13 protein-coding genes and 2 pseudogenes are annotated in these 15,862 nt (G+C 44.5%); 5 read left to right on the top strand and 10 right to left on the bottom strand.

Annotation, left to right across the window (positions count from 1 at the left end; all coding sequences use genetic code 11):
- Window positions 1-19: 19 nt before the first annotated feature.
- Both MJ612_RS15020 and MJ612_RS15015 read right to left on the bottom strand, forming a co-directional pair.
- Window positions 20-1,666 (bottom strand): TldD/PmbA family protein, encoded by a 1,647-nt coding sequence (locus tag MJ612_RS15020; protein WP_187033842.1) that lies wholly within the window; start codon window positions 1,664-1,666, stop codon window positions 20-22.
- A 217-nt stretch (window positions 1,667-1,883) separates the two neighbouring features.
- Complete coding sequence (locus MJ612_RS15015; RefSeq protein ID WP_187033843.1) at window positions 1,884-2,537, bottom strand: septal ring lytic transglycosylase RlpA family protein; 654 nt, start codon at window positions 2,535-2,537, stop codon at window positions 1,884-1,886.
- 288 nt (window positions 2,538-2,825) lie between these two features.
- Here MJ612_RS15015 and MJ612_RS15010 point away from each other — a divergent pair, with 288 nt between their 5' ends.
- Together MJ612_RS15010 and MJ612_RS15005 are read left to right on the top strand one after the other, a co-directional pair.
- Window positions 2,826-3,734, top strand: coding sequence for a DUF72 domain-containing protein (locus tag MJ612_RS15010; RefSeq protein WP_187033844.1), 909 nt, complete (start codon window positions 2,826-2,828; stop codon window positions 3,732-3,734).
- Between the two features lie 297 nt (window positions 3,735-4,031).
- A complete protein-coding gene (locus MJ612_RS15005; RefSeq protein ID WP_187033845.1) occupies window positions 4,032-4,241 on the top strand; it encodes a hypothetical protein in 210 nt (69 codons plus the stop codon).
- A 232-nt stretch (window positions 4,242-4,473) separates the two neighbouring features.
- Here the strand turns inward: MJ612_RS15005 and MJ612_RS15000 are convergent.
- The 5 genes and pseudogenes from MJ612_RS15000 to MJ612_RS14985 all read right to left on the bottom strand — a co-directional run.
- Window positions 4,474-5,961 (bottom strand): annotated as a pseudogene (locus MJ612_RS15000) (insulinase family protein); the annotation flags it as partial.
- Window positions 5,962-6,027: 66 nt separating this feature from the next.
- Window positions 6,028-6,564 (bottom strand): annotated as a pseudogene (locus MJ612_RS18450) (M16 family metallopeptidase); the annotation flags it as partial.
- Between the two features lie 104 nt (window positions 6,565-6,668).
- Window positions 6,669-8,006: a M16 family metallopeptidase gene (locus MJ612_RS14995; RefSeq protein ID WP_187033847.1), complete on the bottom strand. Its 1,338-nt coding sequence runs from the start codon at window positions 8,004-8,006 to the stop codon at window positions 6,669-6,671.
- A 264-nt stretch (window positions 8,007-8,270) separates the two neighbouring features.
- The gene (locus tag MJ612_RS14990; protein ID WP_187033848.1) at window positions 8,271-9,659 is read right to left on the bottom strand and encodes an SGNH/GDSL hydrolase family protein; all 1,389 of its coding nucleotides are present in this window, start codon (window positions 9,657-9,659) and stop codon (window positions 8,271-8,273) included.
- Between the two features lie 17 nt (window positions 9,660-9,676).
- Entirely contained in the window at window positions 9,677-10,900 is a 1,224-nt protein-coding gene (locus MJ612_RS14985) for an OmpP1/FadL family transporter (protein ID WP_187033849.1), read from the bottom strand.
- Window positions 10,901-11,218: 318 nt separating this feature from the next.
- Here MJ612_RS14985 and MJ612_RS14980 point away from each other — a divergent pair, with 318 nt between their 5' ends.
- Window positions 11,219-12,112, top strand: coding sequence for an NAD(P)/FAD-dependent oxidoreductase (locus tag MJ612_RS14980; RefSeq protein WP_187033850.1), 894 nt, complete (start codon window positions 11,219-11,221; stop codon window positions 12,110-12,112).
- Window positions 12,113-12,153: 41 nt separating this feature from the next.
- Here MJ612_RS14980 and MJ612_RS14975 read toward each other — a convergent pair whose 3' ends face one another.
- Window positions 12,154-13,005 (bottom strand): cyanophycinase, encoded by an 852-nt coding sequence (locus tag MJ612_RS14975; protein ID WP_187033851.1) that lies wholly within the window; start codon window positions 13,003-13,005, stop codon window positions 12,154-12,156.
- A gap of 646 nt (window positions 13,006-13,651) precedes the next feature.
- Here MJ612_RS14975 and MJ612_RS14970 point away from each other — a divergent pair.
- Complete coding sequence (locus MJ612_RS14970) at window positions 13,652-13,816, top strand: hypothetical protein (protein WP_187033852.1); 165 nt, start codon at window positions 13,652-13,654, stop codon at window positions 13,814-13,816.
- A 60-nt stretch (window positions 13,817-13,876) separates the two neighbouring features.
- Window positions 13,877-14,041 carry a hypothetical protein gene (locus MJ612_RS14965; protein ID WP_187033853.1) on the top strand — a complete coding sequence of 55 codons (165 nt, stop codon included), beginning with the start codon at window positions 13,877-13,879 and terminating at the stop codon, window positions 14,039-14,041.
- Between the two features lie 487 nt (window positions 14,042-14,528).
- Here MJ612_RS14965 and MJ612_RS14960 read toward each other — a convergent pair whose 3' ends face one another.
- On the bottom strand, window positions 14,529-15,098 hold the full coding sequence (locus MJ612_RS14960; protein WP_187033854.1) for a hypothetical protein: 570 nt from the start codon (window positions 15,096-15,098) through the stop codon (window positions 14,529-14,531).
- A 274-nt stretch (window positions 15,099-15,372) separates the two neighbouring features.
- Window positions 15,373-15,777, bottom strand: a complete 405-nt coding sequence (arfB, locus tag MJ612_RS14955; protein WP_187033855.1) for an alternative ribosome rescue aminoacyl-tRNA hydrolase ArfB — start codon at window positions 15,775-15,777, stop codon at window positions 15,373-15,375.
- Window positions 15,778-15,862: the final 85 nt, after the last annotated feature.

Here is a 15,862-nt window from a genome sequence, read left to right as displayed (position 1 = left end):
CTCAATTGATGGTGAAAGACTAGATTTTTCGCGCTGTATTGATCACGTTCACGCCGTTGAAGCGGGTGTGGGCAGAACCATGTGATACCGCACTTACCTGGCTTGGCTGGCCTTTGCCGTCGAAGAACGAACCGAACAGGCGGTAATCGCTTTCGTCGCAGGAGCCGGCACAAGAGTTCCAGAATTCCTGAGTGTTGCTCTGATAAGCCACGTCTTCCAGCATGCCAACAATTTTGCCTTTGCTGATCTCATAGAACACCGTGCCACCAAACTGGAAGTTATAGCGCTGCTGGTCGATAGAATAAGAGCCACGGCCGGCAATGTAAATGCCTTTGTCTACACCGGAAATCAGTTGGTCTACATTCATTTTAGCTTTGCCTGGTGCCAGCGATACGTTTGGCATGCGCTGGAATTGTACTGAGCTCCAGTTGTCGGCGTAGCAGCAACCATGCGATTCTTTCTCGCCGATGATGTGCGCCTGGTCGCGGATAGCCTGGTAGTTTACAAGTATACCATCTTTTATCAAGTCCCACTGCTTGGTTTTTACACCTTCATCATCCCAGCCAACTAAGCCAAGCGAACCTTTCTGCGTTTTATCTGCGAAGATGTTCACCTTATCAGAGCCATACTTAAAGTTCTTGGCTCTCCACTTATCCAACGTAGCGAAGGAGGTACCGGCATAGTTAGCCTCATAGCCCAGTACGCGGTCAAGTTCCAGCGGGTGACCCACCGATTCGTGTATAGTTAGACCCAAGTGGTTCGGGTCAAGTATAAGGTCATACTTACCGGCTGCTACAGATTTTGCAGTTAGTTTTGCACGGGCCTGCTTGGCTGCCAAGGTGGCATCTTCCAGCATGTCGTAGGCATAGCGGTAACCCATCAGGCCTGTGCCTTCCGGTCCTTTAATTTTTTCAGATGCCTTTGGTATCATGTACTCGTAGCCCATGCCCATCGGCGCGCTTAGTGCTTCGCGGGTTCTGAACTTACCGGATGCTTTATCAACGGCAGTTACTGTAAAGTTTGGCCAGATGCGGTGGATGTCCTGATCGATGTAAGAGCCATCGGTAGAGGCAAAATATTTCTGCTCATTTATCTGGAACAAGGCAGAGTTAACGAAGTTGGCTCCATTCTCCATCGCTTTGGCGTTGGCAGTTAACAATAGATCGGCTTTCTCGCCTACCGGCACCTCAAAGGCATTTTTCTCGATCGGTGTTTTCCAGCTTACCTCACCATAGCCTTTTACAGGGGCTAACTGCACAGGTTCTTTCTGCAATTTGGAGTTTGCTTTGGCAATGGCAACAGCCTGTTCGGCAGCTTTGGCTATACCTTTATCCGACACATCAGAAGTAGCGGCAAAGCCCCAGGTGCCATTGGCCAGTACGCGCACACCCACGCCATAAGACTCCGCATTTACAATATTTTGCACCTGTTTTTCGCGGGTAAACACATATTGCTGCAGGTAGCGGCCAATGCGCACATCGGCATAAGAAGCACCTTTAGACTTGGCTGTGTTTAAGGCAACATCGGCCAGACGTTTTTTAAGGGCAACGTCTACCGTCTCAAGCGCCCGCTCCGGTGCTATAATATCACCGAACACAGGAATAGAAGGCAACATTAAGCCCCCAAGCCCCAGCGCCGATAGTTCGAGGAAATTTCGTCTTTTCAAAGTATAAGGTCAGGTTAAAGTTTAATAATTTGGGTAACTAAGTATAAGTATATATCAATACTTTTCAAAGCAAATACCCGCCAAACAAGCTTAACCAACCACAACTATAGACGAATTGCCTGATAAACTATATTAAGTCACAATTGCTTACAAAAGACTATAAAACAAAAATGCGGCACCTGTTAGATGCCGCATTCTCAAAATATGTAATTAACTGTTAAGATTCTCTTACCAGGCCTTCCAGGTCTTCTTCTTTCAGGAGGTCGTTAAATGCTTCGGCGTGTTGGCGGCTTTCGAAACTGCCAATGCGTACCTGGTATACTTTTTTGCCTTCCACTTTTTCTTCTTTCAGCTCCACAGGCAGATTCTTGTCGAATTCCTTCAGCTTTTTGGTTTGCTCTAAGGCAAGCTCCTGTGAGGCAAAGGCACCTTGCTGTATGGTAAACAGGTTTGGTCTGATAGGTTCGCCAGCGGCAATGGATTTGCCATCTAATTCTACGACCTCAACTTTTACCTGTGCTACACCAGCGCTGTGCATGCTAAGTTTTCTGGCGGCTACTTCCGATACATCAATAATGCGTTTGCCAACATACGGGCCACGGTCGTTGATGCGTACTACTACAAATTCGTTGTTGGCGAGGTTGGTTACTTTTACCTTTGTGCCGAAAGGAAGTGTATTGTGTGCCGCGGTCATGTCGTTCTTGTTATAACGTTCGCCGCTGCTGGTTTTTCTGCCGTGGTATTTACTTCCGTACCAGGAGGCAGATCCGGTTTGGGTTTGAGTGTTTTCTTGTGCTACTGTTACTTGGCCTAAGCCGATAAATAGAAAAATGATTACTGTTAAGAGGATGCACTTTCTATTATATATCATAATACTAATTGTTGGTGAAACAGCAAATTTACGAATAATTTTTTAAACGAAGCCTTTTACGCTAATATTGCCCGAGAGATGTAGGGGGATACAGGCTAGGGTGCAAAGTTGCTATAAGGGCTATAATGCGAAAAGTGCGTTTTATGCAAGTATAGGCTTATTTTAATAAATTAAATCGGGAGAAAGTACAATAAAAAAATTATCAAAATATTTTCATAACAGCATAATTTCATACGTTGGCACAACCTTGAGCTTATCAGCGTATAAAACCAGTATACTAAGCAGAACATGGATTTCGGGAAATTACAGAACATAGACCACGTAGATTTTACACTACCGTCAGATCATCCTGATACTCAGCGTTTGTTGCAAGCCCATAAACAAGACAGCAAGCCCGAAGTATACATTGGATTACCGGTTTGGGTAAACAAATCCTGGATAGGAAGTATATACCCGGCTACCATGCGCGAGAAAGATTCACTGTTATGGTATGCCAAACAATTCAACACTATCGAGCTTAACAGTACCCATTACCATATACCAGGCGATACAACAATAGAGCGCTGGCGTAACTCGGTGCCGAAAGGCTTCAAATTTTGCCCAAAGTTTCCGCAACTCATCAGCCACGAGAGTGCCCTGCGCAGTACGCAAAGTATAACTGCTACCTTCTGCGAAGCTATTGCCGGACTGGAAGATAACCTGGGATGCTCATTTTTGCAGTTACCGCCATATTTCGGCCCGGACCAGTTACCTGACCTCGAAGAGTTCCTGAAGTTTATTCCTGAAACCATACCAGTAGCTGTAGAGCTGCGCCACCCCGAATGGTTTGTTGATAACATAGCCAGCCTGGAGCTGTTTGAGGTGCTGGAAAAGTATGGCGTAGGTACGGTACTAACAGATGTAGCCGGACGACGCGATGTGCTGCACATGCGCCTGACTACCCCATCAGCTATGGTACGTTTTGTAGGCAACGGCCTGCACCCAACAGACTATACCCGCATTGATGCCTGGGTAGAAAGACTGAAGCATTGGTTTGATAATGGGCTGCAGCAGCTATACTTCTTTGTGCATGAGCCCGACAACACGTTAGCGCCTGATCTGGCTATTTACCTGATCGAAAAGCTGAATAAAACATGTGGTCTGGATCTGAAGGTGCCAAAGAAGTATGTACAGCCTATGCAGGGTGAATTGTTTTAAAGGTTTCACCCCTTCCCAACCTTCATACACCCAGAACAGGGGAAGGAGCTTGGGCATTCAAGATTCTCTCCTTGAGGAGGGTAGGGAGGTGTTTTTATGGTCTTCGAGCTCCAGCCGCCCCCTTTATCCCCTCCTTATCAAAGGTGGGGTACTATTTGCTTCAGCTATAGTTATATAGTTGTTCCCGTTGTAACACCCCTGTAGTCCCCTCAAGGGGACAATTCTGCCTTTGCCATTTCACTAGTTATAGTTACAAACCAAGAGCAGGACAGGTTTACCTGTCCCTACGGAACTACATTGCTGAGAAGGCTATACAACTATAACTTCTCCTCTAACTATAAGTTAGCTATCGAACTGATATCAGTCTTCGGGTTGAGCGCCTCGAGAGGTTCCGGTGCTGAAGGCATTGCGAGGCACGAGCAAAGGAAGCGAAAGCAGCGCGATGCCCGAAGACGGGGCTCCGGCCGTGAGGGCACCAAAGCCAGCTATAGAACTGTAGTTGTGTAGAACTCCCAGGATTGGAGGTAACTATGGAAATATACCTTAGTTCAAGGTGCAACTATAGCCAACTATAGAACCTAGGTTTCTCCCGCTGGTCGAGATGACAGGGAAGCCATAAGATATATAAGATGTCTCGGCTGCGCTCGACATGACGACTGTGTGACGAACTATAAATTAATATAAAAGCGGCTGCCCGAATGGAGCAGCCGCTTTTGCTATAAGAAGTATAAACTTATACTTAGATCTTGAAGGTATCGTCGCTGATGCCTTTGTTTACTTCAACGCTTTTTACTTCTGCTTTAATAACCTGTGGCCCTACAGATGTTTCTACAGTATGAGGTACTTTAATGCCGCTCACTTCTTTATAGTTGCTGTAGTTCTTAGTTTGAGTCATTATACCTTGTGGCGACTGCAGGCTTTTTACATCTTTTAATAACAGGCCTGTGTTCTTATCGAAGTAGTGCAGTGTTTTCTGTCCGTTTGCAGCTGTGGCTTCTACTACATAAGCTTCTTTGCCATCTACGTCCTCAATACCTGTTACTTTGGTTTTAATGCCAAGCTTGTCGTAACGGTACTGTGCAAACATATCAGACTCCAGTTTTTGTGTAGCCAGTTCATCAGCGCTCATTTCTTTGTTTACACCTTGCATCGGAGCTTCCATTCTGCCTTTGTTGCCGTTAATGATCACGCGCTGAAGCGGGCTGTTGTTCATGCTAACCAGAGCAGCAAATTTATCAGTGCCTTTCTGCTGTTGAGTAATTACAAGCGGCATGCCCTGTATAGTTGCGTTGCTGGTTACGGTAATGTCTTTTACCTTATCGATATTTGCTTTACCACCAATTGCTTTAATGTAGTTTGCGAGTACTTTTTCGGCAGTAACATCAGCGGGTAAAGTTGCAGAAGCCGCAGTACGTTCTACTTTTTCACCGGCTGCATTATAATAAGTTATCTGGCCATCTTCCAGGTCAAATTTCTTCAATTTAGAAGCTATTTCAGCAGCGTTACCTACAGCTATAAGGTATAAATTTTCAGGGGTAATATATTTTTGAGCCACACGCTGAATATCTTCTGCGGTTACAGCTTCTACCTGCTTCAGGTAATTGGCATAATAGTCAGCTGGCAGGTTATAACGGGCTGTGTTGATAGCGTAAATGGCCACTGTAGCCGGGCTTTCTAAGCCACGTGCAAAGTTACCAGTCATGTACGCTTTAGCATAATTCAGTTCCTGGTCCGTTACGCGCTCTTTGCGGATCTTGGTAAGTTCTTTCATGAACTCAGTTGCTGCACTATCAGTAACTGCATTACGCACGTTAGCCGATGCGTTGAAGCGGCCCAGAATCTCATCAGAAGACAGAGAAGAGTAAGCGCCGTACGTATAACCTTTGTCTTCGCGCAAGTTCAGGAACAGGCGGGCAGAGCTGCCACCACCAAGTATAGCATTCATTAACTGAGCTGAAACTGCATCCGGAGCACCCGGCTTCAGATCGGCTGGGTTAACAAAAGAAAGTACACTTTGTACAGCACTTGGTCTGTCAACTATAACTACCTGTGTTTTAGCTGGTGCTGCAGGCAGTGCAAACGTTTTGGTTGGTACAGTACCTTTCTTCCAGTTTTTCAGCGACTTGTTCAGTAGTTTTTTAGCTTCTTTCGGGGTGATGTCGCCAACTACAGCCAGGTAACCGATGTTTGGTTTGAAGTAAGTGTTGTAGTAGTTCTGAACATCAGCCAGCGTAATGCTCTCTACTGTTTTTTCGGTCATTACTTCGCCATACGGGTGGTTTTTACCATACAGCAGCATGTTGCGTGTCTTGCTGGCAATGGCATCCGGGTTATCTTTTTCAGAGGCCAGGTTAGATAACATCTGCTTTTTTACCTTGTCCAGCTCTTCCTGCGTAAACTTAGGGTTCAGCAGGGCATCGGTTGTCAGGTCAAGCAACGTAGGCAGGTGCTTCTTCATGGTTGAAGCATTAAAGCCTGTTGAGTTGAACGACAAATTAGCTCCGATAAAGTCTACCTGCTCATCAAACTGGTCTTTGGTGCGGTTGGCAGTACCGGTGCGCATCATCTGGCCTGCAGCCTGTACGTAGCCAGCCTTGTCGCCCTCCAGAATCGGATCTCTGTCTAATACTAAAGACATAGATACAACAGGCTGTTTATGGTTCTCTACCACATATACTTTCAGGCCGTTCTTCAGCGTGATCTGCTCATACTTGCCCAGCTCAATTTTAGGAGCCGGACCTGCAGGAGGCGGAGATTGTTTTGTTTGTGCCGGAGCAACATATACCAGCGCCAAAACCAGCGCCAGTGTGGTATATAATTTCTTTATCATGAGTGAAATATCTCTTTATCTATACTTGACGAAAGACTATCAGACGAAGGAGTTGCTGAAGTATAAATCTTGCTTCCTCTATCATAAAACCTTTGCCTAAAAATTTACTGTTTTGGCTGAGCTGACTTTGGCAGGTAGTGCAGTACTACACGGTTGTTTTTAGTCAGGTATTCTTTTGCCACACGCTGGATGTCATTCTTGGTAACTTTCATGTAACGGTCGATCTCTGTGTTGATCAGGTTCGCATCTTTATAGTATACATGGTAGTTGGCAAGGTTCTCGGCGCGGCCGGCTACAGTGCTGTTCTGCTGCACAAACTGGCTCTCAATCTGGTTGCGCAGTTTCTGGAACTCCTTATCGCTGAGAGGCTCTGTTTTTACACGCTCAATCTCCACGTTCATAGCATCTTCCAGTACCTGTGCATCTGTACCAACATTAGCAATAGCGTAAGTCAGGAACAGACCCGGATCTTCAGTTGGGAAAGGTATAGACATAGCTGCAACTGCTTTCTGCTGCTTATCAACCAGCGCTTTTGGCAAGCGGGCACTCTCTCCACCTGATAATAAAGTGGTTAACATTGATAACGCGTAATGGTCCGGCGTGCCTTGTGCCGGTATGTGGTAAGCCTGGATAACTGCCGGAAGCTGAATGTTGTCGTACACAATTTTACGACGCTCCTCGGATTGCTTAGGCTCTTTTATAGTTGGGCGAGGTATTGCTTTAGTACCTTTTGGGATGCTGCCGAAATACTGCTCTATCAGCTTTTTGGTCTCATCGATGTTGATGTCGCCGGCTATGGAAAGCGTAGCATTGTTTGGCACATAGAAGGTCTTATAAAAATCGCGGAACTCCTCTATTTTAGCGCTGTTCAGGTCAGCAAATGTACCAATCGGAGTGATCTTATAAGGATGTTCGGTATAAGCCAGGCCAAAAGTATTCTCCAATATAGTTCCGTAAGGCTGGTTATCTACACGCATGCGTTTTTCTTCCTGCACTACCTTACGCTGTGTTTCTACACCTACCTCATCCACTTTAGCGCCTTTCATACGCTCTGCTTCCATCCATAAACCTAAAGCAACCTGGTTAGATGGTAACAACTCGTAGTAATAGGTACGGTCGAAAGAGGTATTGGCATTAAGTGAACCTCCCGCGCTTTGTACCATGCTCATGTACTGGCCACGATCGATGTTCTCAGTACCTTCAAACATCAGGTGTTCGAAGAAGTGAGCAAACCCAGTACGGCCTTTAACCTCGTTTTTAGAACCTACATGGTATAGTACTGAAACTGCTACGTTTGGTGTAGAATTGTCCTTGTGCAGGATCACGTGCAGTCCGTTCGGGAGGGTGTACTCCGTGAACTCGATCTTGTTGCCCTGGGTTTGCGCCAGTGCAGCAGCACCGGAAACACACCACAGAAGGCAGGCGATAATTTTACGTTTCATATGTTTTGGTGTAAAATGATACTATAAAGATGAAAGCGTAGCGGTGTAAAAAAGCCACAACTTTCCTGTTTAAATTTAGCTTAAAAACAGTCAACTTCCCAGCTTGTACTTTTATTTGGCTGTTACCAATCTGCAAACTCAAAACACGTGCTGACGAACCCGCCGGATAACTCGACGAACTATAGCTATACTTACTGGAAGTATAGGTACAAAAAAAGCGCCTCCATTTAAGAGGCGCTTTTTATACTTTATAAGCAGTTATACTTACGGGAATACAACTGTACTGAATTGAGTTTCGTCAACTTTTGGTATTCTTGAGTTATAAGTCTTGTTAATCGCATCAATAAACTCATTAGCTGCCAAGGCTGCACCACGCTGGGTAAAGTGAATACCATCCAAGCTGAAAATGTTACCTGAAACAAATGTAGAGCTATAGGTAACGCCGTTTAGTGTAAAGCCGGTTGCTATTCTGTTCATGTAAGCGTTAAAGTCGGCTAAAGCAAGGCCTTTCCCCTGAGCTGCTGCTGCAATGGACTGGTTGTAGCTGGCAGTATAATCTCTTATAGTTTCAAGTTCGGCTTCAGAAAGGACATACTTATCATCTAAAGGTTTCTGAGAACCAAACCCCTGGCATTTCAACAGGTCAGAGGCTGGCAACAGGATAAGCTCGTTTGAGGTCGCCTTACGAGGAATACCATCTTCTAGTACTACAAATGCATTTGCACCTGCTTGGAACGTAATGTGTGTAAGACCTGCCTGCGCGTATGCAGCAGTTAACTGAGTAGCCTGTTCAGCTGTAAGGTTAAGGCCGTTGTAAGGTATAGTTGTAAAATATGGGATCTTATCTACAGACGGAATATTACCAACAGCCCCTTTAGCACCAGCACCATTTGAAGTAAGCTGATTAATCAATAGGTTAATAGCTCCGGCAAACTGGGTCTTATCGGTAGGATAATCCTTCTCGCCTGCTACTGGTACACCACCGGCCAATGCATAACCTAATACGTCGTTGTTACCGATCCAAAGTGTAAAGAAAGTAGGGCTCTGTGCCATGGCGTCAGCAATAACACTGGTAGTAGGAGACGATGCAAATCTTACAAAGAATGGGTTCGCTGTACCATTTGCCAGCCCGGCCGGGTTGCCATAACCTGGAGCTAATAAGTGGAAAGACTTAGCACCTGGCACACCCATGTTGTTAAATGGGCTAGGCTCTTGCGGAGCAGCTCCTAAAAATGCCTGCGGGAATGGCGCAGGGGCACCTGCCTCAACCGGAGAAAGACCAGGAACATTTTTGCAATCGTTTACAATTCTTAAAACACGCTGCTGGGGTACTTCAAATTGCCCTTCGGCGTTCTGACGCGGGCTTCCAAGGCTAACACCTGCAGGCAGCAACGGCTGAGTCCAAAGAGGATCACTTGCGCCAACTAAAGCAAATTGCCTGGAAAGTATAGCAGGGTAGGAATTCTGTTGGCCTTCGCGGTATAAAGCGCCGTCCGCAAAACCTGCAGTAAGTGAGTTGCCAAGCGCTACATATGTTGTAAAATCAGCTTCGCCAGCACTTGGGCTAGGGCTATCGATCTCAGGATCGCAGCTTGTAAGCAGTACACCGGCAAAAAGCGCCAGCACACCAGATTTATAGATAAAGTTCTTCATATTGATTTTCAGGGAAATTAGAAGTTGTAATTAAGGGCAACACCTGGTATGTAGGCAATAGATTTAAATGTGCCTGGTACACCACCGGATAAATTAGCAGCGTCTGTTCTTTCTTTTTTGTTGATGTATAGGAAAGAAGCATCTACACTAAACTTCTCAGAGAAAGTATAGCCTACACCTACAGACAGACCGCGTGAGTCAGCATCTGGTGTTTCTGGGGTCAGGTAACCCTCCTGCACAGGGGTTTCATCATAATAAGCACCACCACGCACTACAAGTGCATCAGTAACTTTATATTCGGCACCTATACGGTAAATGTATACATCTTCGTAGTTACGGGCGTTCTCTGTGAACGGCTGGCCATTTACATTCTGGCTATAGTCGAAGCGAAGTTTTTCGTAAGCGCTCCAGCCTACACGGCTGATGTCTACAGCAAGTGTAAGTTTATCAGTTGGGTTAAAGCCTATGCCCAGTGTTAAAGTAGATGGCAATGGTAGTTCAGCATTAAATTTAGTACCAGCCGGGAAACGAGACTGTACAGAAGCCGGAACATCAAACTCAGCTGTACCATCTTCTACTTCCATGTCTACCTGAGAGCGGTAGTTCAGACCAAAAGAAAGTTTATCAGATGGTTTGAAGAAGATACCTACATTGTAACCAATACCGCTTGCATTGCCATCAAGTTCAGCTTTTCCTTCGCCTTCGTTATTTTCAAGAGGTATAGAGCGCTGCAGATTTACACCGCCAAATGAATAAACAAAGCCAGCACCTATGCCCAGTTTCTCAGTTATCTGATAGCTAAGTGTTGGTTGTACGAATATGGCTTGCAACGTAAGTTCATTTAAACCAAAGCGGCCATTCCACTCGTCGCCCCAGTTTACAGTGCTACCAAAAGGAGTATAAACGCCTAAACCTGCTTTTAATTTGTCAGTTATGCCATACACGCCATATACCTGAAATGGTGTTCCGGTTGGGTTGTCGGCCTGAATAGTGTTGTAGCTTTCTGGAGCCTCGTAAGCAATTTTAGATATAATAGCGCTGGCTCCTATAGTAACACCATTACGTGCCTGAGCCATTGCACCTGGGTTAAAGAAGATGCTTGAAGTTCCAGTTACTAAACCGGTACCGGTGTGGCCCATACCGATCTGTCGCTGGCTGGCCAGGTTCACTTGGTATCCTCCGGCCATTGCCGTGCCTGTAAGCAGGGTGCTGCCCAGCAAGGCTAAGATTTTGCTTTTCATAAAATGCGACTTTTTAATTGTAGAGTGTTAGTACGTCTAAACAAATATAGAAATAATATATATGCTCGCTAGCAGCAGGCTTACCTTTTTTCAAATATTTTTTAATATCAGTCGAAAAACTGCTAAAAATACTCTTGTGCCCTTGCAAGGCCATTTTTTGTAGGCTATGCTTTTATATTTAATACCCTTAAAGTCTGCTTATTGACGGAGTGGCTGTAGCAGCCAGTGTTGTGTAAGTATAAATTTTGTGTTCCGCTTACCACCAGTTCGGTCGCCTGTACGTTTACATATTCTTGAAATGTGGACTAAAGAGAATTTATGTACGATGTTATAGTAATAGGCGGAGGGCCTGCCGGACTTAATGCCGCTATGTTGCTGGGCCGCTCACGCAGAAAAGTAGTTGTATTTGACAATAGGAAACACCGTAATAGATGGGCTGTGCATATGAATGGCTTTCTGGGCTGCGACGGGATGAACCCGCATGATTTTATAGAAAGAGGCAGGGAAGAACTGCAGCAATATAATGTAGAGATATTATACAAGGCTATAGTTTCGGCTACTCACTCTAAGGGATGTTTTGTAGTTAATGACGATGATGGCACTGTGTATAAATCAAAAAAGCTGTTGCTTGCTACCGGGTTAAAAGATTATCTGCCGGAGATAGAAGGTATAGAGGCATTTTACGGCAAATCTGTACATCATTGCCAGTACTGCGATGGCTGGGAGAGCCGGGATAAAGCCTTGGCAGTATACGGCAGAAACCGTGATGGCATAGGGCAGGCACTGGCCATGAAAACATGGAGCGCTGATGTTACCTTGTTTACGGACGGTACAAATAAATTAAGCCGCCTGGACCAGGAACTGCTGCAACGTAACGAGGTAAAAGTATGCACTACTAAAATTACCGGGCTGAAAGGTGAAGATGGAATGCTGCAGAAAATTATACTTACCAACGGGGAAGAAAGAGCGCATCAGGCTATGTTCTTCTCAACTGGTAGTTCGCAGCAGTGCGACCTGGGAGAGCAGCTAGGGTGTGAGTTTACAAATAAAGGAGTAATAAGAACGCGCCGGCAACAGAAATCAAATATACCTGGCTTATATGTAGCAGGCGATGCTGCCCGTGATATGCAATTAGTAATTGTAGCTGCAGCCGAAGGCGCTAAAGCTGGCGTAGCCATAAATATGGAGCTGCAGCGCGAAGAGCGAAAATAAAATCACCAAAGTATAGCCACTAACTATAATAGTGGCTATACTTATTTTCGTATTGCTACAGTTTTGCCGTTTAAGGCAGGTGCTCCGTACTCTACCGGCTGAAACAGGTGGTCACGCAGGCAATAGCGATACCCTTCTACCAAAAGGTGCATTACAAGATTTTCTACCGCAATAGGTTCGTTTTCTTCAGCTTTGCGCACTCTCGAGAATTTTACCTGGCTGGCATCAATTATAGTTACAACACCCGGCCCAAATACTTCTACCTGATCTCCTTCTTTAATGATAATACCTGTTTCTTCGCTCAGGCCAATACCAATATGCGTGGGGTCGTGGGCTACGGCATGGGCTAATCGGCCAAAGCGGCCACGTTCTGCAAAGTGAGTATCGATGTAAACATTGTTGATGAAACTAAAGCCATGCGTTGTTTTCATTTCACCTTTAATCAGTGAGTAATGTCCGTACCCGTCATATATCATTCTGTCAGACATAACGGCGGCACCGGCACTGGTTCCTGAAATGATGATGTCTTCTTTGCGGTAACGTTGTTGCATTATGTCCAGAAACTTTGAGTCGTTCAGGAATTTGGCAAGTCTTACCTGGTCGCCTCCTGTAAAAAAGATCACATCCGCTTTCGCGATCCGCTCCAGGTTTTCAGGCAAGTCTGCTTCGTGTTCTTCATCTATGCGCATAAAGTGCACGCTACTGCATCCCAGTTCTTCAAAAGCTTCTTTATAAGCCTGTGCAGAGTCAACAGCATCAGATGGCCTGGGCGTAGCAGTGGCAATCACTTCTATATGCGACTGTAGGTCACATATTTCAGATCGTATCAATTTTATAAGTCCTTCGTCGTCGCCGCCGCCAAGCGCAATCAATTTTCCTTTTACTGTTTCCATATATGCTTTCGCTAACTATTAAATATGTTATACTTTGTTTTGACTGCCTTTGTTGAGATTAGTTGTAGCTATTACATAGGCTGAGTATGTAAAGAGATTTTGCTTTCCGTTAGCAGATTAAACAGCGCATTTGCTTCAGTAACAAGCACATAAGCCGGAAGAAGTTTAAGAAAAATTTCAAAGCAGGAATAAATCTGTTCGCTAATGAACAAAGTAGTGTACGCCACCGGACACTTTTTAAACACTATATTCAATCATTTTGCATGTAAACTGCTGTTATTCAGGTATTTATTTTGTCTGGCACGCTAAGTGTAATAACTCGATCAGATGCGGAAAAAATTATTAGAGGCCTAAGCAACCTTTTGATTATGAGTACCATCTATTAGTTACAAAGCATTTAAGTTAAAAGATTTTATAACCAACTAACTACCTACTATTATGAAAATTATTGCACTGCTTCTCGCCTTAGTACTTGGTCTCGGATTTAGCATGAAACAAACTGCTAACGACCAGAAAGAGATCAGCTTCCAGCATGAGCTCAACCAGTACAAATCTTACCCTAACTTATTACCAGTTGTTGAAGTTGTCGGACATAAAAGCTAACCTTATTTAAACCAATTATCTGTAACCATTAATCTCCAAAACTATGAAAATTATCGTTCTTCTTTTAGCTCTCGTCTTTGCTTTCGGATTTGCTGTTAAACAAGCTGCTGAAAATGTAAAAGAGATAACCATTCAGCAGGAAATCAAGAATCTGGACTCTTACCCTAACTTATTGCCTGTTGTAGAGGTGGTAGCTCAGCAAAGCTAACACCTGCTACACGGCCTGTGTGACGCGCTTTTAGAGATTACCTTTTGCTACCCACTTACTATGAAAACCTTGTTGCTATTGTTGGCGCTGTTGCTGTGTTTTTACCTGGCCCGGGAAAAAGCCCGAAGCGCAAGATCCTGGATGACACATACTAACTACCCTGAAATGCTGGTTGGCCCTGACCAGCATATTTTAACCCTGACCCAGGCTATCCTAAAAGGATAAGGAGTAGCCTGGCTCACTTAATTTCTCCTCTGAAGATTTTCACGACCTGCTTTTCCTGCAATTGTTACGAAATGCTGAAATACAAGCATTTATTCAGCACGTAATTAAGCTATACCTGCTCTGTTGACCCAATTTGCTACTGGCGTAGTTTTTTTGACGATGTTATAGTTACCTGTCAGATTCCCTTTTTTATCAGGAAACAATACAGTAATTTTACCTTGCAAAATAGATTTATAAGGTGTTGAAATGAACTGTTTTGTGGAATATGCCTGTAGGCTATTCTAAAGTGAACCATACATGTAAGTATAAACCCGTTTACTTATTACAGTTGTTGCGATAGAAAGTAATAAGGCAAAAGACATTTAATGTTTAGATTGCCGACTTCGTACAAACTATGGTAGAAAACAAACCTGCCGCAACAACAAATCTTACATGACATGGAAAAGACCCGGTCCCCACCGGGTCTTTTATTTTATACTAGTGCCGGTTATTGGTTGCCTCCTTTCAGGATGTCGATAATAGAAGGGCTATCGTCTTTATCTTTCCGCTTCTTCTTTCTGTCTTCGTCATCGTTGTTGCCAAAGGGCCAGATAGAATTTTTCTTTTTCTTTTCCTTTAAGATTACATATCGCACCGATACACCGGAAGATAACCCTACCCAATCTTCGTGGTTCAGGTGGAAAGCTGGTTTGATATCAGCAGATAAGAGGAAAGGAAGCCCGTTAACTTTATACTCTATGCCAAGTATAGCATCGGCACCTGTAAATACACCATGATCTTTTAGGTTACCCACGTGTGCACCGACACCCAGGTAGTAGTTAAATCGTTCGCCCAGTAACGGGAAGTGCCATTCATACAGTGCTGTGCCGCTGTACTCGCGCTCACCCAGCGAGGCTATACCTTCTATGGTGCCGCGTTCATGCACCTTCTGCTGGATAGAAAAACCAACCTTGTCGCTTTCAAAACGAGCACCAGCGGCTGTTCTATATTTCTGGGCATTTGCCTGTATACTTATACCTGCCAGGAGCAGGAAAAATAGTAACCATTTAATCTTCATATTGAATTTACAAAGTAACTTTCTATGGCTTTACAAAAACCTTTCCCGAAAACGTAAAAAGTTTACACGACCACATCTAAATTAAAATTACCTCGTATAGGCCATTTTTTAATTGGAAAAATTATATTAAATTGATGTGCTTGTAGCCATTCTAATTCTAACAAATGCGCTGGCAGATTAATTATAATAGGCTCACAAGGATAAATCTTTAGTCCACGTTCACAAGTTAAACAGCTACGGAGCAGCCATGGGTCTGCTCCGTTTGCATTTATGCCTAATCATTAAACCGCCTGTTGGCTTTTTTCTGGGCCTGCCGCTTTTTGCTCTCCAGTCGTTGCTTTACCGATGCGTGTGTTGGTTTTGTAGCCTTTCTCTTCTTTTGCCTGGTAAGTGCCTGGCGTACGAGTTCGTAAAATCTGGATATGCATAACTCTTTATTCTGCAACTGGCTTCGTTCATCCTGGCAAACTACCTGCAGGTAACCTTCGCTGTTCATCCGGCTTGCCAGTTTTTGTTGCACCAGGGCCTTTTCTTCATCGCTCAGCAACGCAGAACTTTCCACATGAAACCGAAGCTCCACTTTACTGGCTACTTTGTTTACGTTCTGGCCGCCCGCGCCGCCGCTCCTGCTTGACTGGAACTGCAACTCCTTTTCAAAACCTCTTTCCTGTAAGTCCATCTATAAATTACTACCACTTGTTTGCTTTGCCTATCCCTTACGTACGAACCATACTTTAAAGTATAGCCGTAGTACATATTACTGC

It is taken from the genome of Pontibacter deserti (assembly GCF_023630255.1).
GTDB classification, from domain to species: domain Bacteria; phylum Bacteroidota; class Bacteroidia; order Cytophagales; family Hymenobacteraceae; genus Pontibacter; species Pontibacter deserti.
This window is presented reverse-complemented; position numbering and strand designations above follow the sequence as displayed.

Excerpts from the sequence above, each read along its gene's own strand:
- MJ612_RS15015 (WP_187033843.1), bottom strand. The coding sequence starts at position 2,537 with ATGATATATAATAGAAAGTGCATCCTCTTAACAGTAATCATTTTTCTA.
- MJ612_RS15010 (WP_187033844.1), top strand. The coding sequence starts at position 2,826 with ATGGATTTCGGGAAATTACAGAACATAGACCACGTAGATTTTACACTA.
- MJ612_RS14995 (WP_187033847.1), bottom strand. The coding sequence starts at position 8,006 with ATGAAACGTAAAATTATCGCCTGCCTTCTGTGGTGTGTTTCCGGTGCT.
- MJ612_RS14990 (WP_187033848.1), bottom strand. The coding sequence starts at position 9,659 with ATGAAGAACTTTATCTATAAATCTGGTGTGCTGGCGCTTTTTGCCGGT.
- MJ612_RS14985 (WP_187033849.1), bottom strand. The coding sequence starts at position 10,900 with ATGAAAAGCAAAATCTTAGCCTTGCTGGGCAGCACCCTGCTTACAGGC.
- MJ612_RS14980 (WP_187033850.1), top strand. The coding sequence starts at position 11,219 with ATGTACGATGTTATAGTAATAGGCGGAGGGCCTGCCGGACTTAATGCC.
- MJ612_RS14975 (WP_187033851.1), bottom strand. The coding sequence starts at position 13,005 with ATGGAAACAGTAAAAGGAAAATTGATTGCGCTTGGCGGCGGCGACGAC.
- MJ612_RS14970 (WP_187033852.1), top strand. The coding sequence starts at position 13,652 with ATGAAAATTATCGTTCTTCTTTTAGCTCTCGTCTTTGCTTTCGGATTT.
- MJ612_RS14965 (WP_187033853.1), top strand. The coding sequence starts at position 13,877 with ATGAAAACCTTGTTGCTATTGTTGGCGCTGTTGCTGTGTTTTTACCTG.
- MJ612_RS14960 (WP_187033854.1), bottom strand. The coding sequence starts at position 15,098 with ATGAAGATTAAATGGTTACTATTTTTCCTGCTCCTGGCAGGTATAAGT.
- arfB (WP_187033855.1), bottom strand. The coding sequence starts at position 15,777 with ATGGACTTACAGGAAAGAGGTTTTGAAAAGGAGTTGCAGTTCCAGTCA.